The sequence below is a fragment of the Paenisporosarcina antarctica genome, assembly GCF_004367585.1.
Taxonomy (GTDB): Bacteria; Bacillota; Bacilli; order Bacillales_A; family Planococcaceae; genus Paenisporosarcina; species Paenisporosarcina antarctica.
In genome coordinates this window covers 95,153-118,693 of sequence record NZ_CP038015.1, presented here as the reverse complement: position 1 = coordinate 118,693, position 23,541 = coordinate 95,153, and the positions used below count along the sequence as shown (strand labels likewise).

Here is a 23,541-nt window from a genome sequence, read left to right as displayed (position 1 = left end):
TTTAAGGAACTAATCTATACAACTTTTAATGACACAATAAAGCATCAGGGATTTCACATATTACGTTTTTTCTTTAACACAAAATCTTTTCCGCTTTAGCACAAATTGAACTAAATTCGTTTTAATAAATTATTTCAAATGAGTTTATTTTTTATACTCTGATAAGGAAAGTGTCAAATGAAAAGACGAACACCATGACATTTAAAATATAAATTAAAGGTACAAATGAAATATATCTCCAAGCTCATTGTATTTTCCTATCCACTTTCACCGATTTATCGATCTTTTAGGAAATAGCCACTCAGTAGCTCACTATTAAACCCCGTATAAACACGAAAAAAATAAAAAATGAAGCAATAATAGAAAAATAGCTCAAGATTGATTTTTTGTTTTTTTGAAGTTCTACTAATCCCGTTATCATCACAAGTACTCCTAAAGACAGAATCATGTAAGGAATCAACACATAATTTTCGGTTATCAAACTATAACTTGATAATGTCAAAATCAGTATTAATACTATAATTCTAGATATTATCAACAACAGAAGTCCCCCTAAAATTTTAAAATAAACGGGAAAAGAATCCACAAAACAGCAAATCCAAAATTAAAAAGATAAAACTTTTTATCTACTTTTTGAAGATATCCTTCAATCCCATCCACAAATGAAGATATCCCAGCCGCAATAAAAAGCCACTTTATGAAAAAGAAATCAAAATCGTTGATTATTGCCAATATCAACAGAGTGACCATTGTTACCACAATAAAAGACCTAAAAACAGTAACTGTTTTTGAACTATTCAGTTTAGGCACTTTTTCAAAAAATAATCCCATTAACATACACCACCTGCATATTATCTAATTTGTATAATCCACTTCTGGATTGTACGCTAATACATTTCTGACTATCCATTTTTTCAAGCTATCCCCTATTTTATCATTAACCCTCCTATAATTGGGGTCTTTACCCAACTATAATTTCTAAAAAAACATTCAATAAGTAAGTTGCTCCATTATTGAATGTCTTTTCAGTATTCTCTTTAATCAAATCGATACATAGAAGGTGTTACCCCTGTTGCAACTTTAAATTTCGCATTGAAATATGTTTGATGGGAGTAGCCAGCTAATCTCGAAACTTCTTCAAGAGATGCTGTCGTTTCTTTTAGTAATCGTTTGGCTTCTCGAATACGTATTTCTTGAAGAGTATCTCGAAATTTCTTTCCAGTATTTTGAGAGAACTTACGACTCAGCGTACTTTTATTCATTTGTAGTGTTTGCGCACAAGTCGCTAAATTCCATGAAGAATCCCAATAATTTGATTCCATCATCATGCGGACTTTTTCAGAAAAATTGGAACCTCCATCTTCATGAAGACTCGTTTCTTTCATTAATTTGGAAGTGAAGTCACCTAACTTTTGAATAATAAGATACATGACAGGCTCACGAATGATGTCTTGAAATAAATGATGGTATTGTTGTTCGATTGACTCATTGCCAATCGATTTTGCCTTCATATATCTTCGCATTTGCGCAAGTACACTCGTCAAGCGAATGCGAACCATTTCAGGATCTGGATACGGTGCCTCGAGCGTTAGAAAGTCTTGCTCAAACCAATTACGAATCGCATTCACATCTTGCTTTTCTAACATTTCAATCCATGTTCGTTGCTCCAGTGGAGACAAGAATGGATCGAGCTCTCGCCATGTTAAGTCGGTCAATTCTAGCGACAAAATATCGTATCCGTCATAAAAAATTCGTTCTTGGAAACGACGCATTTTTTGATACAATGTTCGCGTACTTTTACCCTCCACAGATTCGTACAGATAAATGGATAATAGTGCATCGGACTGACGTTTCCATGATGCAAAAAATGACCGATAGGCATCTTGAAGGTCAGCCTGTTGAGACAATCGGTGGACAACGAGAACAAACTGCGAGAAAGGGAATACGTCAAAAGTTGTCGGAAATGGGAACTCTTCTAAAGCTCTTACTAGCTGCGACCCTTGTTCTCTATCAGAAGGCACAATCGCACTCATTAATAGTGGATAATTTGGGTACGTCTCAGCTAATAGTAAATCCTCATATGTAAGGATTGTTTCCTGTACTGAATTGAGTTGAGTAGTGCTCTGCTTTTCATTACGAAAACGAAAGCGTGCTTGTTGCACATGCTTAACGAGATGTTCAGGTTGAAAAGGTCTAAATAACACATCTTCCGCTTTAAGCGTCAGCGCTCGGTAGGCTGTTTGAAATGTTCTCTCAGAAGAAATCCCGAGCCACTGAATATGTTGTGGCAGAAAGGATTGCTGCTCTACTGACCATAAATCAAGATCCACAATTAAGAAATCACTGGCATGGTCTTTAATATATTTTGAGAACTGTTGTATATCATCCACTACATCCACATGGATATCTCGGAGTTGGGAAGTGATAATCCACTTTAAACCTTGTCCCTCCAGTGGGTCTTTTGTGAGAATCAAGATATTCATCGCAGCGACCTTCCTTTCCTAAAGCTTTCTAGCAATATAACTACCTAGAATTAGTACTGCGAAGGCAACAGAGAAAAAGATAGCCAACATGCCTACTTCAACCGACTCATAACCAAACATATAAAAAACGTAAATGATAAACCCGATAAAAAATAGCATCATGGTTGATCCGTACGCAAAGAAATTTCGTGCATTGTAGTTGGTACGTTCATCCGCATCTGACATTTCCGAACGACCCATGAAATATAAATAGATAGCCAAAAAGATCCCGTATGCGATATAACCTAGTACCACTGGCATAACCGGCATTCCTTCTATTGAATAGACGATACCTATTCCAATCACTGCCCCTACCAATAACGAAATCCACGACCAGATTTTCAATTTTGTCCTATTCACTTGTCTTCCTCCTTTAATTCGAAAATTTCATCAATCGAGACATTAAAATATTTCACAAGCTTTAAAGCCAACTCTAAACTTGGATTGTATTTATTATTTTCAATAGCTGTAATAGTTTGTCGTGTAATCTGCAAATCGATGGCCATTTTTACTTGTGTAAGTCCTCTCGCTGTTCGCATATGTTTTATTTGATTTAGTACTGGCAATGTTCACCCTCCTTGTGTAAAGAGTTCTTTACATATATCATAATAAAAAACCCGATGCGTGTAAAGGACTCTTTACATGCATCGGGTTTAGATTATTCACTAATATAGGTCACAAATTTTTGATCCACATACAGTATGATTGATTTTGGCACTTCTACATATAAGACTGGTGAATTTTGACTAAATTCACCGTAGCCAAAGTCGCCTTTCATGATTTTTTGAGTTATTGGTTCGTAATCAAAAAATTTTAGATTGAGGTTCGTTATTTCTGGAGACTGGTTTCCAATTTCTAGTGTATCATTCTGCCATTCTATGTTAACTTGATCTAGATTCGTCTGAATTTCGAATTGATTATACAGAACCATACTTTGGTAGAGAGAAGCTTTAACGACCGATTCATTATCATCTGTTCTTTTAATAACGAGATTCAGTGGCATTTCTTCAGAACTTTTTGACGTAATTTTAAAAACTCCTTCATTTATTGGGTGTAACCATTCTTTAATGATACTGCTGTCATCCATTCCTTTACCATTACCTGTAGTAAGTAAGCGAAGATAATCTTGTTTCTTCTCATTCACTTCTTTACTTGATAACGCCGTGACAATTTCAGAGGAAACCGGGAAAGCCCATGCCCAAACTGTTGAAGCTAGTAAAACAATGACATAAATCATCAGTAACCGAATACTCACGTTTGATGATAGTTTAGTTTTTCTAGTTTTCACGTTTGTACTATTAAAACGTAGAATGGCGAATACAATGGAAACTATTATTAATATTGGTATTAAAGAAGATATAATAATAGCTACAATACTCATAAATGCACCTCCTGATTTTTATTCAAGAACCAAGATGCAATAAATGTAAGAATGCAAATGCTACCTATTTTAATCATAAAAATTGGTATGGATTCTTCTGCTAAAATAAATTTGCCTATAGAATAATAAAGATTCACTTGACTGTAACTATTAAATACTGCAATTAAAGCTACGATTACTATCATTCCGATGACAGTAAATACCTTATTAAATTGTAGTACTGACCCAATGAAGTAAGCTAAAATTCCCGACAATAAAATATATCCAAATATAGTAGCCAGGCTAGCGAAATGTTCCATATAAGTGTAATTCATATCATACATAACCTCTATTCGAAGTGCTTGGTAAACAACTTTTATTACGCTAATTCCCATATAGGAAGTCAACGTTCCCAAGATTGCAAGAAATCCAATATAAACACCATTTGCCAAATGCCTGCTCCATCTAGTAGACACGAATGTAAAATCATCATTTTTATATGCTGTTGTTGATATTAAAAAACCATTTGTTATTATCCACATAATGGTCATCACCATAATAGCTGTTCCACTAAAAAAAGTAATCGTATAGTGTAAGGTCCCTGAGCTTCCACCCATCATTCCAGTACTTCCACTCGCAGCTAATAATATACCTATTGTTTGAAGGATCATTAACTTCTGTAGTATTCCTGTATACGATTTAACTTTATAAACAAACTGTTTCCTAACTACTTCAAATAAACTAACTTCCTGTAAAGACACGATCAATCCCTCCTTCTGATGGAGCAGTTAAGTTCACGAAAGCTTCGTTTGCTGAAAGATTCGTAAACGTTAAGTTGGGGTGTTTACTTTGGTATACGTTCCCACTCGTTTTGACGACAGCCATCACAAAACCTGGCATCGTTTCAGTGCATGAAAGTTTTTCATGCATCAACATAAAGCTTTCGACTGCACCTTTCTCTCCTTTAACTCCAATCACGCTTTCTTTTAATTTAGAAACTGAAGTATGCAAAAATGTATGTTTTTCATGGATAATTAGCACGTCTTCGAGTAAGTTCTCAATCTCATCTAAGTAGTGACTTGAAATTAAAATCGTTCTCGGAAAAGCTAAGTAATCTTTTAAAAGGGCACGATAAAAATCTTTGCGAACGGCTGCATCCATCCCTGTTGTAGGTTCATCATAAATGGTCAATGGACATCTTGCTGCAAAGCCAATGATGGCATGAAAAGTACTGCGCATTCCTTTTGATAAGTTTTGAATATACGTATTCTGTGGCAACTTAAAATAAGTCATCAGTTCTTTTGCTAAAGGCATATTCCAATTAGGATAAAACATAGCAAAAGAATCGAGGAGTTCCTCTAAATTTAGTGATGTGGGAAAGCTCATTTGATCATCAATAAAAATCGTATTAGCGGATACCTTTAAACTAGTGAAAGGGTTTTCCCCCATCACCTGAATTTCCCCAGTCGTTTTCTTTAAATAGCCAGCAACTAATTTCATAAAGGTCGTCTTCCCTGCACCGTTTCTCCCTATTACACCCGTAATTGTATTTTCTTTAATGTCGCAACTTAAGTTCGTTAAAGCATGGGCAGAATGATATTTTTTCGATAAATCCTTACATTTAATCACTAGACTCTCCCCCGTTCATTGTTCAATTTCTCCCGCTTCAACATGTCGATTAATTCTGCAAAAGGCACTTCTAAACGCTCGGCTTCATCGACGATCCCCTTGACAAGAGTCGATAATTTTTCGCTTTTTCTCCTGGATAAAATCGTACTTCGTGCATTTGAAGTAACGAACATGCCTAGCCCTCTTTTCTTATATAAAATGTCGGTGTCTAGTAAGATGGAAAGTCCTTTTCCAGCAGTCGCTGGGTTAATCGTGAATAAATCTGCGAGTTGATATTGTGAGTACATTTTGTCATCAGGCTTAAACTGACCACGTAATATTTCATTTTCAAGCCATTCCGCTACTTGGATGTAAATAGGAAGATCTGAGTCATCATAAAACTTCACATAAGTGCCTCCTTCCTTTACCATTTTATAGTGCATTACTGTTGTAATGTACTATATTACATATTTTGAATTTTTGCAATAAAAAAACAACTTCTTTTTGGAAGTTGTTTTTTAAGTATTCATTTAGGTATTTCGCCACCATAGAAAGCCCATTCTTCACGTGATGGACCATAAACGCCAATCATAGGAAGTCCAGCTTGACGCATGAGCAACGTTAATTGACCACGATGATGTATTTGATGCTTGACTAACACATTGAGTGTTGTAGCACTCGACCACATTTCGCCATACATATCGTGTTCATCAGAAAGATTGGCATCCTTCCATTGTGTGCGAATGGCTTCTGTAAAAGCCTGATTCGATTTGCGATAGCCACGAGCAATTTCGCTTGCTGCCGTTGGTAATTCTGCATCGTGTTGAGGTCCTTCAAAATCAAGGCCGACACGGGACATCATTTCATGTACTGAGATGACGATATGCCATGCTAAGAAACCTAACGAACGTTCTCCTTCTTTGACTCTTGTCCCTAACGAATCATCGTTTAATAAGTCCAATATTTGTTGAGTAGAGTCACTTTCGTAAGTCCATTCGGCTAAAAACTCTTCAATGGTATGGTACATCATCTTATGCCTCCTTAGAATAATTCACTCTCTATTTACTTTTCGCTAAAACGTTTGTAATCCCTGCTTAAGCTTCAATCAATGTTTCCTCTTTTCTTTAATTTTTGTAATTAAAAATCCCTATTCTAACTAACTCACGTATGACCTTTTCCACTTCGTTCACAATGTAAGGTTGATTAGGATAGTAGTTTTGCGGGTATATAGTTGGGTGAACAGATTTTGTCGTAGCTAAACATTGATAACTAAATTATTGAGATGATAACCATATATCTATCTCACCCTAGGCCAACTAGCTGCTCGAAGAAATTTCAATACTATTTATTTTGGGAATACAGTGAATTGTTGGAACTTTATATGAGATTATAGAGTCTAATGAATATGAGAATAAATTGGGTTTGTGAACGGGGTGGTTTGAAAAGTGAAAAAGTGGATAATACCGATTGCTATATTATTAATTCTTTGCGTAAATCTCGTGCTTTCAACTAAAGTACATTACCCTGAACTTCCATTTACTAATAAAACGAAACTTGAAGTGGCAAACCTTGCTACGACTTCTAATTTGCCCCTTTCAAAAGTAACGCAAGAAGATGGCTATGTATGGTTTGTAACAAATGACCCTGAAGACATTGCTCTGCAATCCCTGAAGCAACGAATGATACAGAATGGCTGGGAATATGTAGAGGCAAACGGGTCTGGTTTCTTTTTTGAAAAGAACGACGAAAAGGTCATGATCAAAAGTCAAAAATGGACGAACAACTATCTACTATTCCAATTGCCACTTGGATTATGAAAATGGTTACAGTAAAATGGGTAGCATTAATTTAGAATCTATCGATCAAATAGCTAGTATGTGACTCCGGAATTGTTCCGGGGTTATTTTTTTGAGTAATATTGATTACACTTAATCCGTAAATTCAATAATTAAAGCGCGACTCAAGTATTGGAAGAGTGGTTCAAGAAAATGGTATAGGGAGATTTCAACTAGTTAAATAATCGGCTAAGGTTTTACTACGTGAGTCTATTGCTTATACAACCTACATGGATGGCTAACGGGTGCTAGTTGAAGAACCGGCTTCTTTCAAAGGGGTAGCTTTTTCTAATGGAGTAATGAAGTTGATTACTTTCTTATCCAAATGATATGAACTAATGAGGGATGACTTACAATCCATTATTAAAGTGTCTAACTTGAAATATAATAGGTTGACATAACACCACATCTAGAAATTTTTCCCTACCAAACAACAATTAGTGTATTAATTGTCCATAAAAAAGATGGCTATTTAAAAGGTGGCTGTTATTAAGGCGCGTTAGTTGAGAGATTTATTATCTTTCTTCAGCTTCTTTTTTAAAAAAATAAGCCATCCGCAATAAATAATTACAGCAGTTATAAATAACAATGCTGGGATATGATGAAACTCTATTGGTAAAAGAACATATAGCAACATAGAAAATAATCCTATTGGTATCACAGTTATGAGTCACATTCTCAATGTCTTGTTTTTAAAACTTAGTTCAAGCCTTTCCATTCCATCCACTTCTTTTTTTCAAGAAACTTGTGCTATTAGATTAACAGAAACTGGACGAAATGAAATGAAATCCAATCCACAAAGCATCGATTCGACCGCTCAACCTAGGGTGTCATAACACCTGTTATATTTGATTCAGAAATGGACTGTACAGCACACCAATAATCAATTCCATGAACTCAATTATCATAGTTCCACTGAATGATTTTTTCATTATTGTTCGCTTAATAGGTCGCTCAAAGTTTATAAAGTTCTTTATTCGGGAATTAATATTTTGAGTATGTATAATTACCAATATAGAATGCAGAAATAGGTAAAACGGCCTTGAGAGTAATAATGACCAGAAACAAGAAGCAAGTAAATATTTGTAATATTTACTTGCATATAAATTATGAGAAATGTCTTAAGTATAAAATTCATGATTAATGAGTTTAAAAAATGCTAAAAACCCATTACTGTAAGATTTGAAGAGGCTAAAAAAATTAACGAACTTATGGGTATTACCTAAAGATGCTGAGAAGCCTGGAGATCCTAATAAAAAAACAAATTGGAGTGTAGTGCTATATGGATAATGATTTTCACTTTCAAAATAAAGAAAAAGCAGACCGTGCAGCAGAGTTAGTCATTGCTAATATAGAGCTGGTCTTTCAAAACAAAGAAAAGGCAGACCGCGCAGCAGAGTTAGTCATTGCAAATAAAGAGCTGGCCTTTCAAACCGAAGAGAAAGCAGACCGTGCAGCAGAGTTAGTCATCGCTAATATAGAGCTGGCCTTTCAAACCGAAGAGAAAGCAGACCGTGCAGCAGAGTTAGTCATTGCAAATAAAGAGCTGGTCTTTCAAACTGAAGAAAAAGCAGACCGTGCAGCAGAGTTAGTCATTGCAAATAAAGAGCTGATCTTTCAAACCGAAGAGAAAGCAGACCGTGCAGCAGAGTTAGTCATTGCGAATATAGAGCTGGTCTTTCAAAACAAAGAGAAAGCAGATCGTGCAGCAGAGTTAGTCATTGCGAATAAAGAGCTGGTCTTTCAAAACGAAGAGAAAGAGAACCGTGCAGCAGAGTTAATCATTGCAAATAATGAGCTTGCCTTTCAAAACGAAGAGATTTTATATCTTAGCTACTATGACCAATTAACAGGTTTATATAACAGAAGATTTTACGAAGCAGAGTTAAAGAGACTTGATACAACAAGAAACCTACCTTTGACTTTAGTAGTGGGAGATGTAAATGGTTTAAAACTAATCAATGATTCCTTTGGACATGCCATAGGTGATGAATTGCTGAAAAAATCTGCTGAAGCAATTAAAAAGGGCTGCCGGACTGATGATATTATTTCCAGAATCGGGAGTGATGAATTTGTTATTCTATTACCTAAAACAGGAGCTTTTGAAGCAGAGATAATTATCAAACGTATCAGTGAACTGACATTACTAGAAAAAGTAGGCTCAAATAATATTTCTATTTCATTTGGTTATGAAACTAAATATAATGAGGAAGGTGAAATTGAAGAAGTATTTAAAAAAGCAGATAAAAATATGTACACTAATAAATTTTTTGAAAGTTTAAAATATTTAGTGTGAGTGAATAAATAGATAAAGATTGCTTTTAGAAATGTATTCATTATTAGTTTACATATCACCACAGTTAGGAAGCATTCGACTTCATTACTCAATAAGAAAGCTGCCCTGAAAAGGCAGCTGCCAATTGTTAAACTAAAGGGTGCGTTAGTTCAGGAACAAACAACTATTAAAGTTTAACTTTCTCAAAATGTTCAACTGTTGGATATGGGTCATAAAAATTATGTAATTTCTTTTTCCATTCTTGATACTCGTTGGATTGTCTAAATCCAATTGTATGGTCTTCTATTGTTTCCCATCGCACTAGTAGTAAATATTTCCCTTCAACCTCCATACAACGCTGTAATTCGTGAGATATGTACCCTTTCATTGAAGAAATAATCTCTGATGCCCCATGAAATGCTTCTTCATATTCTCCTTCCATACCTTCCTTAACTTGTAGCATAACAGCTTCTAATATCATTTAATTTCCCCCTTTTTAAAAGTATATCATCCCTCTTTTTTAGTGACTTTTTGTTGAACTATCCTGTTTGATCAACAAGCAAATTAATTTCACCCCCTCTGAAGGTTCTCTTCAGAGTTGCAAAACATTAAAACACAACACAAAAGGACTACCGATTCCATATGAATCAGTAGTCCTTTTGTGTTGATATTTAAGCCTTCTTCTTATGAGTAATGGGATTTTTAGTTGTTAATTAACAACCTATTTGGCTACATAACAATAGAATTTGTAACATAGCTAATTGACCTGCGAATAGTAATTCAAATTTAGCAATAAAGTGAACCTGGAGGTTTTGTAAATAGAAGTTAAAGATCGAATAATGAAACTTTTCAGTTTTTATTACGTATTACAAGTAACAAGATGATGATTTGAACATAACACAAATTATCAGGGAGGGTAATATGTATAATAAACAACTAAAAATAGCCGGCATCTTTCTTTTGATTAGCTCTTGTTTTCTTTTTGCGTTCTTTTCGATAGAACAGACTGAACAGCAAAAAGAAGTGGTTGTTTCAACAGCAGATAAAAATAAAGAAGCAGTTCGTGCTGTTGTTGAATCGGAATTAACGGTTCCTAATAAAGAATATATTCTAATCCAAAAAAGCATCGATAAAAAAGTGGATGAAATAAGAGAAAGCTTGCCAGAAGTAAGTAGTTTCGGAATTCCAGAGGACTCTGCCGAATGGATTGCTTACGAAGAATTAGTGAAAAAAACATATGGATCATATTTCATGGACTATGCTTATGATGACCTTATTCCTACTAATCAGGCTTTCCGGTTCCACTTTGGAACGGAAGAGGAACAAGTTCGTTATCAAATGAAAGTTAGTGATATACAAGTGACTCAAAGTAAAAACGAGTCGTCACCAAAGAATTATGACTTTATCGCTCTGGTAGACTATACAAACAACGATGGGAAAGTTACACAACACGAAATAAAAGGAGTAGCGATTCTTTCAGAAGTAGGAAAAATCGGGAAATATTCAATCCGCGATGTGGGTGGTCTAATGGAGAAAATATCTGAGGACAATGGATCTACAGAATTAAATAATCAACAAACAGTTCGTACTGTTCTTGAATCGGAATTCACTGTTCCGAACGAAGAATACATGCTTATTGTAAGAAAAATCGATAAAAAAATGACTGAAATAGGCAGCAGTACAGCTGAAGCTAATGAAGTAAATGGAATCGAAGAGTCAGGGGTCTCAGATGAATGGCGTGCCTACGAGGACTTAGTGAAAAAAACATATGGACCTTTCTTTATGGACTATGCATTTGAGACCATTATTCCTAGAGCTATTGCCTTTCGTTACCACTATGGGTATTTAGGCTTTGACGAAAATGTTCGGTATCAAATGAAAGTTAACGATATACAAGTGACTCAAAGTGAAAACGAGTCATCACCTAAGAATTATGACTTTACTGCACAGGTAGACTATACAAACAACGCCGGAGTAGTTACACAACATGAGATAAAAGGTATGGCAATCCTTTCAGAACCGGGGAAAATTGGGAAGTTTGAAATACGGAATGATGCTGGTTTAGGAGAAAAAGTATCGGTTGATCGACAATAACGATGAAATTTTGCACTGCCTTTTGGTGGTGTATTTTTATTGGTATAGAACGAAAATCCAAATAAATATCCTTAACCTGTCGCAATTTCTGCACTTTATCTCTCTTCACAAACTCAAAATACTCATGTATAAACATATAACTAACGCACACACTATATGTTTAGGAGGTGAGTTACATGGAAGTTGCCATTATGGGAGCAGGAATTTCTGGACTTTGTTGTGCTATAACATTAGAGAGAAATGGAATTACTCCAACAATTTTTGAAAGTAAAACTACTGTTGGGGATAGATTTGTTAATGCAGAAGCCATATTCAGTATCTTTAATCGACCTAATAAAGACTCTTTATCTTACCTAGCAGAGAATTTCCATATAAATTTAAATCCTACCGCTGAAGTAGATAAATTATTTATTCATTCTAAAAATGAGGTTAGTTCAATTGACGGTAAAATTGGATACACAAATATAAGAGGAAGACATGAGAATTCATTTGAAAGTCAATTAGAGAAACAAGTAAAATCTAAAATTATCTTTAGCTCTACCTACGAATACGAAAAGTTATGTAAGGATTTTGAGTGTGTGGTATTGGCAACGGGAGATGGAGCATATGCTTCTCATTTAGGGAACTTTAGGAGTGACCTTACTTGTACGATAAAGGGAGCCACTGTTCAAGGAGATTTTGTAACGAATAATCCTCATGTATGGTTTAATTACGAAATAATACCCAAAGGATATGCTTGGCTTATTCCTTATTCTGAAAAAGAAGCAAATTTAGTTATTGGTTACCCAGATTATCCAGACAATATAAAATTGGATTTAAATGATATGTGGGATAAATTCTATAATTTAGCATGTGCTAAATTAGATCAACACCTTAAAATAACAGACAACTTTGAAATTACAAGGTATATGATGGGCATATGCGGTAAACCTAAAATTGATAATACATATTTTGTTGGAAATTGTTTTGGGAGCATGACCCCAGGACTCGGATTTGGCCAATATGCATCCATATTAACAGGCGTTTTTTCGGGACTCGATATTTGTAAAGAAGGAAATTACGAAGAACTTACTAAACCTTTAGTTGAAAATTATAACCATTCTCTTGCTTTAAGAAGATTTTTAGAGAATTTAACTGATGATCAAATTGACTTTGCTGTTAAAAATTTAGATAAGCAAATCATGAGTAAAGTTGCTAATAAGATTTTTAGTAAAAATAGCAGTATAGATTTACTCAAATTATCAACTCCATTTATGAAATTATGGAGTAAGTAGCAAGATCTTATTGTTATTATTGCACAAAGAGCACCTCAAATGAGGTGCTCTTTTTTATATGATACTTAACCAAGTTAACCTATTCGCAGACATTAGGAATGGGTAGATTAACGAAAGTGCAACTGGAAAAAGCAATCGGCCATAAACTTTCAAATGAAAATATTTTATGTACGGATTCTTGGCGTGCCTTTAAAACATACGTTGCTGGAAAAGAAATGGTTATTCACCAATTCAAGTCTGACGGGCAAGTTCGTACAAAGGGGCTTTATCACATACAGAACGTCAATAATTACCACCGCAGGTTGAAGGGTTGGATACAACGGTTTAATGGCGTCGCAACCAAGTATTTGAACAATTACCTTGCATGGTTTCAAGTGCATTCATCACCAAAGAAAGGAAGTCACAATAAATGACTTCATAATTAAAGGAAATTTAATTCCAAATAAGGAAACATATGATACGCTTAGGCTGTCTAAGTTTATTAAATAATCATATTTCTTATTCGACTAACGAATCAGGTGAACAGATAAAAACCATTCATTCGTAGAGGGACATTTTTCGAGGGGGCATTTTTTTGAGTAAAAAATTACTGTTTTTTATTTCTATGATTGTCATAGTAGCATTGGGATATTCTTTGTATTATTTTAATCAATATCATATTGAGGATAATGATTTATCTATTCAATCTAATTTAGAAACCTGGTTGAATCGACCAAATGGAATAGAAATCAATCCAAAAGTATTAAAGGTAGAACAATTAGGGGATACAACTTCACATATTATTCTTTTTCAATTAGATAATGGAAATTATGGGTATTCTCGTTTAGTAAAAGGTGTAAATGGAAAGTTTAAGATTGATATTGCAGGGTACGGTTCTGGATTTCATAATTCATCTTATCAAGTCATTGACACTAACAAAGGAAAGTATATGATTTTATACGGTGGAAATCCTGATTTTAAAATTGACCATATTTTAGCTACTGCTCATACTGGTGAATATGATTTTATATTCGATGTTTCCGAGGATAAAACGTTTTTGCAATCCGCAAAAATACCAACTGGCGTAGAAAGACCTTATCCTGTTAAATTATCTTTTTATGATAATGACAATAATGAGATTGAATAATTTCTCTCTTATTGAAGTAAAGGATAGCGTAGATGGAGAAGCCATTATTAACAACGAAGCAAACTTTCATATAATTGGAAGTTTGCTTATTATTTGAAATCAATATTAAACTTTAACCTAGCCTAATAAAAAAATAGAGGCTATCTATCAGTTAAATCCTGATGGATAGCCTCTCTCTCAACCTATTTTTTCTTTTTCATGCCGAATGGCCACCATACACCACGGTCAAACGATACCGTGATAGCTGGGATCAGCAGTGGCAAGACAATTAATCCATAAAGCAGTAATCCAATTACGACGATTGACGCAATTTGCATCAAACTCAATACGCCTGAAGGTAACATTGCCCCAAATGTACCTGCTAAAATAATAGCGGCTGTGATGATGACAGTGCCCATTTTCTCCATTGAAATACGCATCGCTTCGCGCACAGTTATTCCTCTCGCCGCTTCTTCTCGGAAACGATCGAGTAAGAATATGGAATAGTCTACACCGAGTGCGACTAACATGACGAATCCAAAGAATGGTACTGCCCAGCTAATGCCGTCATAGCCTAATAGATTCACAAAAATTAACTCTGCTATTGCGATTGACGTAAAGTACGTTAATAACAACGAGCCAATCATGAATAATGGCATAATTATCGAACGGAACATAATAGCTAATACCACAAACAAGCTAATCAACATAATCATTACAGTACTCTTGAAATCACTTGAAGAAATGTCAGCTAAATCACTGTTGATACTTGAAATACCGCCAAATGCAATATCGGCATCTTCAAAAGGTGTTCCTTTCACTTCAGACGCAGCCGCTTCTTTCAAACGGTGAACCGTGTCGATGGCTTCAGGTGAATATGGATCATCGGATAACACAACTTCCATTTTTATGCCGTTGCCATCTGCAAATGTGTAACGCTCTAACACTTGAGCGAAATCTTCATTTTCAAGCGTACCTGCTGGAATAAACAATCCTGTAGCACGCACACTGTCACTTTCACTCATCGCAGACATCATGTCGCTAACTTCCGTTAAACCATCTGCAATTTGTGTAAGTCCTTCGCTTGATGCTGATAGTCCATCAGTTACTTGTGATAAACCTTCACCATCTCCCCCTGCACTTGCAAGACCTTGTTGAATTAGACCAAGCTGTTCGTTAATTGCGGACAAGGCACCAACAGTTTGTTGTACATTGCCTGTTTGTTGCAACCCTTGAGTCGCTAGTGTTAATTGTTCATTTAACTGACCAAGACCTGCAGCTACTTCACCAAGTCCACCACTTTCACCGGCACTAGCTAAACCACCTTGAATTTGCTCTAGTCCCGCTCCAATTTCAGTTAATCCTTCGCGAGCCTCGGTTAAACCATCTGCCATCAAGCCGAGTTGACGATCAACATATAGGTCATCGATGATTTCACCTGTTGGACGTGTAACGGTGCGGATCTTATCAACACCTTCAATTTGTTCAAAGCGCTGACTCAATCGTTCTACGTATGGAATCATTTCTCCATTTGCTAGCTGTTCATCTGACTTGATAATTACTTGAACAGGCAATGAATCGCCTTTTCCAAAGCCATTCTCAATGGCACGTAATCCTTGAACTGATTCATAGTCATCCCCAATTTCGTCCACCGTGTTAAACGATAATGAGTTATTATATGTTAACAATAACGGCACCGTTATAACGGCCACTACTAGTATCGATACGACTGGACGATTGACGGATAGTTTACTCATCCTACTCCATAATTTGCTATCATGATGCGCTGCTGATTTTTTTGATGGCCAAAATAGTTTCTCTTTTAACACCAACATTAACACAGGCACAATGGTAAACAGCACAAGCAATAACACCGCTATACCGACTGCTACCGCTACCGCTGATTTAAATATTGGGAAATCGGCAAAACCAATGGCGAAAAATCCAATAAAGACGGCAAGACCACTAATGAACAATGTGCGTCCCGCTGTTTTGTAGGTATTCACAATGGCTTCTTCGACTGCGTGACCTGCCGATAATTCTTCTTTGTAGCGACTTAACAGTAAAATACAGTAATCCGTTCCAATACCGAATAATATGGCCACTAAGAAAATTTGAGTGTAGTTCGAAACTGGGAAGCCAAACCAATCGATGAAAAATGCCACCAATGATTGGCTAAGTAAATACGTAATCCCCACTGCCACTAAAGGAACGAAAGGCGTTACAATGGAGCGAAAAACCGCAAGTAATAAACCGAAAATCAAAACGACTGTAATAATTTCCGTACGCTTTAAGCCATCTTGTGCGCTTTTATTGACGTCGTTATTAATGATTGCCTCACCCGTTACATACGCGACCATATCAGACGGAATAACAGTTTCACGAATGTCTTCTGCAACTTGATTTACTTCTTCATCGGTGCCATCTACAGTAATGGGAATGAGCACCGTTTGTTGATTTTCAGAAACGAGCTGACTTTCTAACTCTTTGCTTTCCACCGGGTTTAATACACTTGTCACGGTTTCTGAAAGCGCTACAATATCCTTTGCCATAGTACTCAATTGGTCACGGACATCATTCGTTAATGGTTGATCAAGTTCCACTACGACGGAAATCGTTTGATCACTATCCCCTGCGCTTGCAAGCATTTGAGCGGCTTGTTGTGAAGATGCATCATCGGACAGTTGGAATGAGCCCGCTTCCTCAGCTTGTTTCGTTAAATCAGGAGCCATTAAAAATAGAGCAATCGTTACAATCAGTAAGGCAATCGTAATTGGCCATTTCAGTTTTAAAATCGTACGCATTCTTTAAACTCCATTCATTTTCAAGATTTCTTTTACCTTGCGAAATGTCACTAAAAACTGTTCAATTTCCTGATCATCCACTTTATTAGTCATCAATTTCCCAATGTATTCATGTAATACTGCGTCAGATCGTTTGATAACCGTTTCCCCTCGTGCAGTGAGAACAAGAATTTTCTCTCTTTTATCACCTGAAGGTTTAATACTAATGACTTCTTTTTCAATCAGTTTCTTTAAGCGATTGGAAATGGCACTCTTATGTACGCCTTGCAAAATGGCAAGTCTACCTGATGTAATTTCTCCTTCTTTATAAATCAATTTCAACACTTGCATTTGTTCGGGTGAATATTCTCTCCATAGTGGATCATCCACGCTGCGAATCACACGTTCGGTACCGTATATTAGTACTTCTTCAAATAGTGAAACAGCTTCTTGTATTCTCTTATCCAAAATAGTTCACCCCCTAAACCAATAACGTTAGTTTAGGGGGTGAACTATTAAAAGTCAACCATTAATGTTCGTCAATATGTTGTCGTAATGGACACTGTCATACTTACTACACTATTACCTGAAGAATAAGACAGCCATCTATTTATTGAATTAACGAGAATCACATCAAAGAAAGTCGGTCTTAGCATGTTAGTCTCCATATACTAAAAAAAACATGAACACAGGGTTCTTGGCATACCAATTTAATGTTAAAAAATCTCCTCAACAATGTCGAGGAAATGGCTATTATGAATAAACAAGTGATTGTTGACCATTTCTGACTACTAGGCGATCACGTCCGAGCTCTTTTGCTTCAAATAACAGTTGATCTGCGTAATTATACGCACGCTCCATTGGTAAGTCTTCAGACATTTCATTGAAATACAAACCAAATGATGCACTATACGAGATCGATGTTTCCACTCCATTAAACTCCACTTCAACCGGATGGTCACTTACATTCAGACGCAGAGACTCAAGCAATTCCACGCATTCTTCATAACCACGACCTCGCAAGAAGAGTGTAAATTCTTCTCCCCCACTTCGAAAGACTAAATCCTCTTTGCCTGTATGAGATTTTAACATTCCGGCGAAATGTTCAATAACATAGTCACCAACGGAATGATTATAGTTGTCATTGATACGTTTAAATTTATCGATATCTGCAACGACAATAGCTAACAATTCACCTGTACCATTAATTTCTCGCATTTTTTTATCCATCATTGCTCGGTTTGACAACCCCGTCATGAAATCTGAGTAGGCCATTTCACGGAAACGGTCACGTTCCAATTCATTTTTAACACTTTCTTGTTTCGAAACGAATGACCTGCTGACCATGAAGTTTAAAGTGAACAAAATAATTAACATTTCCCACTGGTTTTCCATAACGAAATAGTATAAAAGTGCATTCGTCAAAGCAACTTTAGCAATATCGAGTATACTTCTACCTTTAATGAATACGACGACTTCACTCCAAGAGTGTAAATTGCCACTAAAATAAAACGATAACAGCATAAGAATATTGCCCTGAAAACTAATAAGTAGTGCAGTCAAAAAGAAAAGAAGAAAGAAACCAAAAGGAATCATTTGTGCATATGGATATAAAGAGAAAAAGAAAATAAAGCCTACCGTATGATACAACGTGAAAGATCCAATATTATATAATGTATCGGTAAATTCATCTTCATCGGCCGTCTTTGCCACTTTCCGTTGAAAATAAGTAGTAAAGCGATTGACAATTTCAAAGAGCAACAGTCCAAATGGTCCTGCAAACAAAGCAAATGATTGGCTATAGGATATACCGTAATCGAAACTTAAACTTCCTTTTTCTTGTAAAATTTTTTGGTTAGAATACATAGCAGAAAAAACAAGATAAATAGTTACTACGAGTATATATTTTTTTAGATCTATATCGAGTGGTGCAAACGAAAATCCGATAATAATACTGGCTACAAACAGAAAAACATCAAAAATTTTGTACTTCTTCATTTCGTGCACCTACTTACTCTGAGTATTCAAATTATAGCATAGCAAAGAATAATTGAATGTAAAATTCTGATACATTTGATATAACTTCACAGGGTAATATAGGGTTTCATTCAGATAAGCCTTTGCTGTTAATTAGATTTCTTATTAAATATTGTGATAATGTCCCAAATCCTCAACTTTAACCTACATATACTAGTACTTAAGGCGATATGGAGGTGTTGGTATGAGTGGTGGAGCAGGCTATGGTCATGATGCTGGTGGAGGATTTGCTTTAATTGTCGTGTTATTTATCCTACTGATTATTGTAGGAGCAGCGTTTGTTTGTTAATAAAGGAAAATAAAAATAAGGAATGTTAGGAGGAATTTTTATGTCATATGGTCCTGAATGTGGGTATGGCGGACCTGTTGCTGGAGCTGGACATGACGCAGGCAGTTCGTTTGTGTTAATCGTCGTATTATTTATACTGCTTATAATTGTCGGTGCCGCTTGGTGCTAAGTTATAAATAGAAATTTTTAAAAAAGTAGAGGGTGACTTAAGGTCGGATCAAAACGACTTAAGCCCCTCTTTTTTTATTCAATTTCCTAATGGACAAACCCCTAGTCCATTTACCTCGTTTCAAACGGTACTTTCTTTTTAAATAGTAACCACAAACATACGAAAATAATAAATGTCACGATTTCTAGTGACACTATGTACCACGGATAAGGGCCTAGCAAATCAAGTAGGCTTCCTTGTGTGGGCTTAGTTCGTAAAAACATATAGTTTCCTTGAAGAACAACATTTATAGCAAATACAATGGGAAGCAATACGTTTAATGCAACCATTGTTTTAATGATTCCTTTAAAGGTAGGGCGGTATCCCTTCACCCAAGTAAAATAAAGAGCCGTGGAAATTATTCCAATATGTGTATAAAAAAAGTGGAAGTATCTGAAGTGAGGAAAACTGAGATCTAAAACAGGTGTCGCTATAGCTTGAAGAGCTCCACCAATTCCTGCATAAAAGACGAAATCATAGACATGTTTATTGCCAGTCCAAAGAAGCACAATCGTCATAGCCAAACTAATACTACATAATTCAAGCGGCAACGAGTTACTTAAGTTCCACCTTTCTGTTTGAAAGAGCCACACATAATAAATAGTATCTATGATTAATAACGTCAACGCAAAAAGACGTTCGTTTAACCGTTTGTTCTTGGGTTGAATAGACGACCATTTCTTTCTTACTATGAACAGCAGAAAAATGATTATGCATAACACTACTACTGCGCCCAAATGTGCTGTTGAAAACATAACAAAAGAAGGTCCGTCTTTTTCTATCATTTTTATCACTCATTTCACATTCATCTCTATTATTTACTATTCGTTTTCTTGATACAAAATTCCTTTTTATTTGAATTGATTTGAGTAGATTCATGATTGATCACACATTAATTTAACCCTTTTTTGAAAAAAAAAGGATGCTACTAGCTATTTGTCGAATAATAAATAGAGGTCTAAAAATAGACAGATTGTGAGGTCATATCCAAATGAACACGACACTAGAGAAAGTTATGTCTCAACTCGAGGAACTCGGATCAGAGAATAGTAGAGCTAGTTACGAAAAGCTTGGAGCTGGCACGAAGCAATTTGGCGTCGGCGCTGTCAAAACAAGAGCGATTGCGAAGAAAATCAAAAAAGATCATCCACTAGCGTTGGAACTTTGGCAAACTGGAAATAGCGATGCACAGTTTTTAGCAGCGCTCATTATGAACCCAAGTGAGCTATCAAAACATCAAATTGAACAATTGGTGGATGAGATTTCCTACAGTAAACTACTAGATGAAGTTGTCGGCAAAGTCGTTATGAATACCCCCTACGCCAAAGACTTTGCAAACGAATGGATGAACGCATCCGAAGTATTCAAAGCACGTGCAGGTTGGCATATTCACATGATGTATGCGGTAAGAGTGAACCTATCCAATGAGGAAATTAATTCACTACTTCATACCATCGAATCCGAAATGAAAGATGCACCACCATATAAACAAGAGACGATGAACAAATGCCTCGTTGAGATTGCTCTGCATCACGATTCATATACAGCTCGTTGCCTAGAAATTGGTGAAAGACTTGGTCAGTTAAGTGATAAAAAGGTCCATAAAGGGTGTACGTCTCCATATGCACCTGAATGGATTGCTGCTGTTTTAGCGAAGAGGTTATAGAGAGATTTCATAAGGTTCAAGGTGCAAATAGGATATTCCATACAGTATCAACTATGATTTTCGTTACATGCGGACACTTTCCGCGGGCGGTCCGTGAGCCTGAAAAACCTATGCTCCTGCGGTTACTCGTCGCAAACGAATTGTTCACAATTCGTTGCCTGCGGGGTCTCACCTGACTCGCTTTTTCCGCCGGAGTCGCCGCATTTCACTACAATCATTCACCTATATAAAAATCAACAGTGATAACCATATAGTTTTAAAAATAAATATAAAAATTCGTCCTAAAATGAAAGTACCTTAGTGGACGATTTTTTATGTTAATAGAATTAACTAGAGTCACATCAAATAAATTCCATTTTATCAAGTTAGTCTCCATATACTATGAACAAAGGGTTCTTGGTACATCAATTTTATATACTTTCCTATGTTTTTAAAAAGCAGCTTCTAATGCAAGCTGCTTTTTTGCGTTTATTTTTTTATGAGGACTTATCTTCTTTTGATAACTATCTACACCTTATTATTAAGAACTGCATGTTTGCCATTAACGTTTTATGAAAAATAACTAAAATTTAAATTAAAACTATTCTATCACCTTTTTTGTGAGAGTATTTTTCAAGACGCCCAAGCATGTCTTGTAAAACCTCATACTCTATTAAAAAAGGAGGTGAAAATAGATGTCTTGTAAAAGTAAATACACAGTACCTTTAGGTTCTATCGGTCGCTGTGATTGTAAATGTCCAAGGAGACCAGAATTAGATCGCTTTTTAACATTGACTTTCGAAAATTGTGTCCCTTTCGCAGGTGAGTCCAACACAGAAGCGAACATTATTTTTGATGTAGAACCAAATTCACTACCAGTTGTTTTAGCTGGTACGATTGAAAATTTCAGTGATGACGGGATTAACGTCATCTTTGAAAGAAGTTCTGGAAACATCTCACGAACAATTTTAGCTAATTCTTCTCTATCATTTGTTTATGACGATGTAACTCGCGTTTCAGTTTTTGGTTTTGGTCAAGAGTATACTGGATCTTTCAAGTTCCAAGCAACGTACACGTTTGAAATCTAATCATTTCAAATGGAAACAGGCACGTCTAGATTTAGACGTGTTTTTTTAATCTATTCATATTACGAACTGTTAGTAAAAGAGAGGTATATCAAGTTAATTTCCCATGCATATTAGTTGGCGTTAAAAATCCCCAACTAAGCTTGTTTGCTTATTATTTAATAATTGTTTAGGTGAAGATATATATAACCATCCAATACTAAAAACTTGATGATATATCTTGAAAAAATAACAGCTATTTTTTCAAGATATATGTTCATAATTTTAGCCCTTTTCTCTAGTCATAACACTCTACAGAGTCCAAATCCTTATGTTGTTGTTTTAAAATTAAAAAATATTATACAAAGGTGAGAATCTTAAGTTTTTCATGTGCCTTTACATACCACCATAGTTGTAGGAAATCATCGAAACATAAAAATAAGCAGCTCAACAAAAGAGCTGCTTTTGAACATTCACTTATTATTTTTGATCAGGGCGAAACCTTCTTTTAATAAACATAAATAAAATGGCTCCAATAACCCCCAAAATCAATAGTACTGGTAAATTCCCAATGAAAAATACGATTAATGCGGAGCCAGCTGCTAATATCGAGTTTGTGCTTGTAGCCAGTTGTTTTTTTGTTTTTTCCCATGTATTTAACTCTTTGCTATCTATCGCTGGAACAACCACTCGGTTTTCATACATCGTTAGTTCAATCGTCGAGAAAGACGTTTGATTTTCAAGAAATTTCATATTGCCTACCATGACTTCAATTTCTTCTTGAACCTTTGCTAAATCTGCAGAGATTTTCAACAAATCCTCTGTTTTTTGTGCATTGCTCATAAACTCAAGCAAGCGTTCCTCTACTGCTCGTTTGGATTTCACGCGTGATTGCAAATCCACAAATTGTTCCGTGACATCCTGACCAGTCACATTGCGTTCTATTACATCAGCTGCTTCCCCTTCAGCATCTAAAAGGAATGCTTGAAAATGTTTCTCAGGAATCCGAACGATCATTTTCCCACTGCTGGTATCATCATTTTCTTTATAGACACTTGATTCAACAATATAACCTTCATATTGCGTGACCTTTTTTTCAATATTACTCTGTGCTTTTTTTAACTCTTTTACGTTTACACTCATGATCGCTTTGTGAATAATCATTCTTTCCGTTGTTGCTTCCGGAGATTTCTGTTCCACCTCATCTCGCTCTTCACTCACTACTTCACTTTCTTCTTCTGCTGATTCATCAGAGTCTCCTACTGCTTCATTCGAACTAGGTGCAACAGCTTTGTCTTCTGTAGAGTCATATGAAGATTCGGAATCACCTGCACTACATGCTGCCAGGAGTATAAATAAACTCGAAATTAGTAAAACAAAAATGATCTTTCTCATCATCGAATGTCCCCCCTGTCTCTATACCTATTTATGACGAATGGGGA

General features: G+C 35.7%; 25 protein-coding genes and 1 pseudogene. 10 read left to right on the top strand and 16 right to left on the bottom strand.

Translation table 11 applies throughout. The features are described from left to right. Window positions 1-301 precede the first annotated feature (301 nt). From E2636_RS19235 to E2636_RS00540, 10 genes are all read right to left on the bottom strand, one after another. The gene (locus tag E2636_RS19235; protein ID WP_279587117.1) at window positions 302-448 is read right to left on the bottom strand and encodes a DUF3953 domain-containing protein; all 147 of its coding nucleotides are present in this window, start codon (window positions 446-448) and stop codon (window positions 302-304) included. 104 nt (window positions 449-552) lie between these two features. Further along, complete coding sequence (locus E2636_RS00580; protein WP_134208080.1) at window positions 553-831, bottom strand: hypothetical protein; 279 nt, start codon at window positions 829-831, stop codon at window positions 553-555. Window positions 832-1,037: 206 nt separating this feature from the next. Further along, on the bottom strand, window positions 1,038-2,483 hold the full coding sequence (locus tag E2636_RS00575) for a response regulator transcription factor (RefSeq protein ID WP_134208078.1): 1,446 nt from the start codon (window positions 2,481-2,483) through the stop codon (window positions 1,038-1,040). Window positions 2,484-2,501: 18 nt separating this feature from the next. Further along, window positions 2,502-2,882, bottom strand: a complete 381-nt coding sequence (locus tag E2636_RS00570; protein WP_134208076.1) for a hypothetical protein — start codon at window positions 2,880-2,882, stop codon at window positions 2,502-2,504. Continuing rightward, entirely contained in the window at window positions 2,879-3,088 is a 210-nt protein-coding gene (locus E2636_RS00565; RefSeq protein WP_134208074.1) for a helix-turn-helix transcriptional regulator, read from the bottom strand. The genes E2636_RS00570 and E2636_RS00565 overlap by 4 nt, the downstream gene beginning before the upstream one ends. Window positions 3,089-3,180: 92 nt before the next feature. Then, complete coding sequence (locus E2636_RS00560) at window positions 3,181-3,903, bottom strand: hypothetical protein (RefSeq protein ID WP_134208072.1); 723 nt, start codon at window positions 3,901-3,903, stop codon at window positions 3,181-3,183. Further along, complete coding sequence (locus tag E2636_RS00555) at window positions 3,900-4,643, bottom strand: hypothetical protein (RefSeq protein WP_134208070.1); 744 nt, start codon at window positions 4,641-4,643, stop codon at window positions 3,900-3,902. The genes E2636_RS00560 and E2636_RS00555 overlap by 4 nt, the downstream gene beginning before the upstream one ends. After that, entirely contained in the window at window positions 4,624-5,511 is an 888-nt protein-coding gene (locus E2636_RS00550) for an ATP-binding cassette domain-containing protein (protein ID WP_134208068.1), read from the bottom strand. Before E2636_RS00550 ends, E2636_RS00555 begins: the two co-directional genes overlap by 20 nt. After that, window positions 5,511-5,897, bottom strand: coding sequence for a GntR family transcriptional regulator (locus E2636_RS00545; RefSeq protein WP_243840706.1), 387 nt, complete (start codon window positions 5,895-5,897; stop codon window positions 5,511-5,513). Before E2636_RS00545 ends, E2636_RS00550 begins: the two co-directional genes overlap by 1 nt. Window positions 5,898-6,016: 119 nt before the next feature. Continuing rightward, window positions 6,017-6,517 (bottom strand): DinB family protein, encoded by a 501-nt coding sequence (locus tag E2636_RS00540; RefSeq protein ID WP_134211719.1) that lies wholly within the window; start codon window positions 6,515-6,517, stop codon window positions 6,017-6,019. Between the two features lie 418 nt (window positions 6,518-6,935). Here E2636_RS00540 and E2636_RS00535 point away from each other — a divergent pair, with 418 nt between their 5' ends. Continuing rightward, the gene (locus E2636_RS00535) at window positions 6,936-7,307 is read left to right on the top strand and encodes a hypothetical protein (protein WP_134208064.1); all 372 of its coding nucleotides are present in this window, start codon (window positions 6,936-6,938) and stop codon (window positions 7,305-7,307) included. Between the two features lie 1,300 nt (window positions 7,308-8,607). After that, window positions 8,608-9,621 carry a GGDEF domain-containing protein gene (locus E2636_RS00530; RefSeq protein WP_134208062.1) on the top strand — a complete coding sequence of 338 codons (1,014 nt, stop codon included), beginning with the start codon at window positions 8,608-8,610 and terminating at the stop codon, window positions 9,619-9,621. Window positions 9,622-9,787: 166 nt separating this feature from the next. Here E2636_RS00530 and E2636_RS00525 read toward each other — a convergent pair whose 3' ends face one another. Further along, complete coding sequence (locus E2636_RS00525) at window positions 9,788-10,081, bottom strand: antibiotic biosynthesis monooxygenase family protein (protein ID WP_134208060.1); 294 nt, start codon at window positions 10,079-10,081, stop codon at window positions 9,788-9,790. Window positions 10,082-10,521: 440 nt separating this feature from the next. Between E2636_RS00525 and E2636_RS19230 the strand changes: the two genes are divergently transcribed. From E2636_RS19230 to E2636_RS00505, 4 genes and pseudogenes are all read left to right on the top strand, one after another. Next, the gene (locus E2636_RS19230) at window positions 10,522-11,694 is read left to right on the top strand and encodes a hypothetical protein (protein ID WP_243840705.1); all 1,173 of its coding nucleotides are present in this window, start codon (window positions 10,522-10,524) and stop codon (window positions 11,692-11,694) included. Between the two features lie 176 nt (window positions 11,695-11,870). Continuing rightward, window positions 11,871-12,968: an NAD(P)-binding protein gene (locus tag E2636_RS00515; RefSeq protein WP_134208058.1), complete on the top strand. Its 1,098-nt coding sequence runs from the start codon at window positions 11,871-11,873 to the stop codon at window positions 12,966-12,968. A gap of 71 nt (window positions 12,969-13,039) precedes the next feature. Beyond that, window positions 13,040-13,457: pseudogene (locus E2636_RS00510) on the top strand (IS1595 family transposase); the annotation flags it as partial. Between the two features lie 85 nt (window positions 13,458-13,542). Beyond that, the gene (locus E2636_RS00505) at window positions 13,543-14,094 is read left to right on the top strand and encodes a hypothetical protein (RefSeq protein WP_134208056.1); all 552 of its coding nucleotides are present in this window, start codon (window positions 13,543-13,545) and stop codon (window positions 14,092-14,094) included. 182 nt (window positions 14,095-14,276) lie between these two features. Here the strand turns inward: E2636_RS00505 and E2636_RS00500 are convergent, their stop codons facing one another. The 3 genes from E2636_RS00500 to E2636_RS00490 all read right to left on the bottom strand — a co-directional run bounded on the left by E2636_RS00500 (window position 14,277) and on the right by E2636_RS00490 (window position 18,854). Beyond that, the gene (locus tag E2636_RS00500) at window positions 14,277-16,877 is read right to left on the bottom strand and encodes an MMPL family transporter (RefSeq protein ID WP_134208054.1); all 2,601 of its coding nucleotides are present in this window, start codon (window positions 16,875-16,877) and stop codon (window positions 14,277-14,279) included. A 3-nt stretch (window positions 16,878-16,880) separates the two neighbouring features. After that, entirely contained in the window at window positions 16,881-17,324 is a 444-nt protein-coding gene (locus E2636_RS00495) for a MarR family winged helix-turn-helix transcriptional regulator (RefSeq protein ID WP_134208052.1), read from the bottom strand. A gap of 285 nt (window positions 17,325-17,609) precedes the next feature. Then, a complete protein-coding gene (locus E2636_RS00490; RefSeq protein WP_134208050.1) occupies window positions 17,610-18,854 on the bottom strand; it encodes a GGDEF domain-containing protein in 1,245 nt (414 codons plus the stop codon). A gap of 223 nt (window positions 18,855-19,077) precedes the next feature. Here E2636_RS00490 and E2636_RS00485 point away from each other — a divergent pair, with 223 nt between their 5' ends. Together E2636_RS00485 and E2636_RS00480 are read left to right on the top strand one after the other, a co-directional pair. Next, window positions 19,078-19,182, top strand: a complete 105-nt coding sequence (locus tag E2636_RS00485) for a YjcZ family sporulation protein (protein WP_134208047.1) — start codon at window positions 19,078-19,080, stop codon at window positions 19,180-19,182. A gap of 40 nt (window positions 19,183-19,222) precedes the next feature. Continuing rightward, a complete protein-coding gene (locus tag E2636_RS00480; protein ID WP_134208045.1) occupies window positions 19,223-19,351 on the top strand; it encodes a YjcZ family sporulation protein in 129 nt (42 codons plus the stop codon). 110 nt (window positions 19,352-19,461) lie between these two features. Here E2636_RS00480 and E2636_RS00475 read toward each other — a convergent pair whose 3' ends face one another. Beyond that, window positions 19,462-20,175: a YwaF family protein gene (locus E2636_RS00475; protein ID WP_134208043.1), complete on the bottom strand. Its 714-nt coding sequence runs from the start codon at window positions 20,173-20,175 to the stop codon at window positions 19,462-19,464. Between the two features lie 206 nt (window positions 20,176-20,381). On the opposite strand from E2636_RS00475, the gene E2636_RS00470 reads away from it, so the two are divergent. Together E2636_RS00470 and E2636_RS00465 are read left to right on the top strand one after the other, a co-directional pair. Then, window positions 20,382-21,056 (top strand): DNA alkylation repair protein, encoded by a 675-nt coding sequence (locus E2636_RS00470; RefSeq protein ID WP_134208041.1) that lies wholly within the window; start codon window positions 20,382-20,384, stop codon window positions 21,054-21,056. A 674-nt stretch (window positions 21,057-21,730) separates the two neighbouring features. Then, a complete protein-coding gene (locus E2636_RS00465; protein ID WP_134208039.1) occupies window positions 21,731-22,123 on the top strand; it encodes a hypothetical protein in 393 nt (130 codons plus the stop codon). Window positions 22,124-22,579: 456 nt separating this feature from the next. Here the strand turns inward: E2636_RS00465 and E2636_RS00460 are convergent, their stop codons facing one another. Next, complete coding sequence (locus E2636_RS00460) at window positions 22,580-23,497, bottom strand: DUF4349 domain-containing protein (RefSeq protein WP_134208036.1); 918 nt, start codon at window positions 23,495-23,497, stop codon at window positions 22,580-22,582. Window positions 23,498-23,541 lie beyond the last annotated feature (44 nt).

Coding starts and splice junctions, on each gene's coding strand:
- E2636_RS19235 (WP_279587117.1), bottom strand. CDS start 448: ATGATTCTGTCTTTAGGAGTACTTGTGATGATAACGGGATTAGTAGAA.
- E2636_RS00580 (WP_134208080.1), bottom strand. CDS start 831: ATGGGATTATTTTTTGAAAAAGTGCCTAAACTGAATAGTTCAAAAACA.
- E2636_RS00575 (WP_134208078.1), bottom strand. CDS start 2,483: ATGAATATCTTGATTCTCACAAAAGACCCACTGGAGGGACAAGGTTTA.
- E2636_RS00560 (WP_134208072.1), bottom strand. CDS start 3,903: ATGAGTATTGTAGCTATTATTATATCTTCTTTAATACCAATATTAATA.
- E2636_RS00540 (WP_134211719.1), bottom strand. CDS start 6,517: ATGTACCATACCATTGAAGAGTTTTTAGCCGAATGGACTTACGAAAGT.
- E2636_RS00530 (WP_134208062.1), top strand. CDS start 8,608: ATGGATAATGATTTTCACTTTCAAAATAAAGAAAAAGCAGACCGTGCA.
- E2636_RS00525 (WP_134208060.1), bottom strand. CDS start 10,081: ATGATATTAGAAGCTGTTATGCTACAAGTTAAGGAAGGTATGGAAGGA.
- E2636_RS19230 (WP_243840705.1), top strand. CDS start 10,522: ATGTATAATAAACAACTAAAAATAGCCGGCATCTTTCTTTTGATTAGC.
- E2636_RS00515 (WP_134208058.1), top strand. CDS start 11,871: ATGGAAGTTGCCATTATGGGAGCAGGAATTTCTGGACTTTGTTGTGCT.
- E2636_RS00500 (WP_134208054.1), bottom strand. CDS start 16,877: ATGCGTACGATTTTAAAACTGAAATGGCCAATTACGATTGCCTTACTG.
- E2636_RS00490 (WP_134208050.1), bottom strand. CDS start 18,854: ATGAAGAAGTACAAAATTTTTGATGTTTTTCTGTTTGTAGCCAGTATT.
- E2636_RS00485 (WP_134208047.1), top strand. CDS start 19,078: ATGAGTGGTGGAGCAGGCTATGGTCATGATGCTGGTGGAGGATTTGCT.
- E2636_RS00480 (WP_134208045.1), top strand. CDS start 19,223: ATGTCATATGGTCCTGAATGTGGGTATGGCGGACCTGTTGCTGGAGCT.
- E2636_RS00475 (WP_134208043.1), bottom strand. CDS start 20,175: ATGATAGAAAAAGACGGACCTTCTTTTGTTATGTTTTCAACAGCACAT.
- E2636_RS00470 (WP_134208041.1), top strand. CDS start 20,382: ATGAACACGACACTAGAGAAAGTTATGTCTCAACTCGAGGAACTCGGA.
- E2636_RS00465 (WP_134208039.1), top strand. CDS start 21,731: ATGTCTTGTAAAAGTAAATACACAGTACCTTTAGGTTCTATCGGTCGC.
- E2636_RS00460 (WP_134208036.1), bottom strand. CDS start 23,497: ATGATGAGAAAGATCATTTTTGTTTTACTAATTTCGAGTTTATTTATA.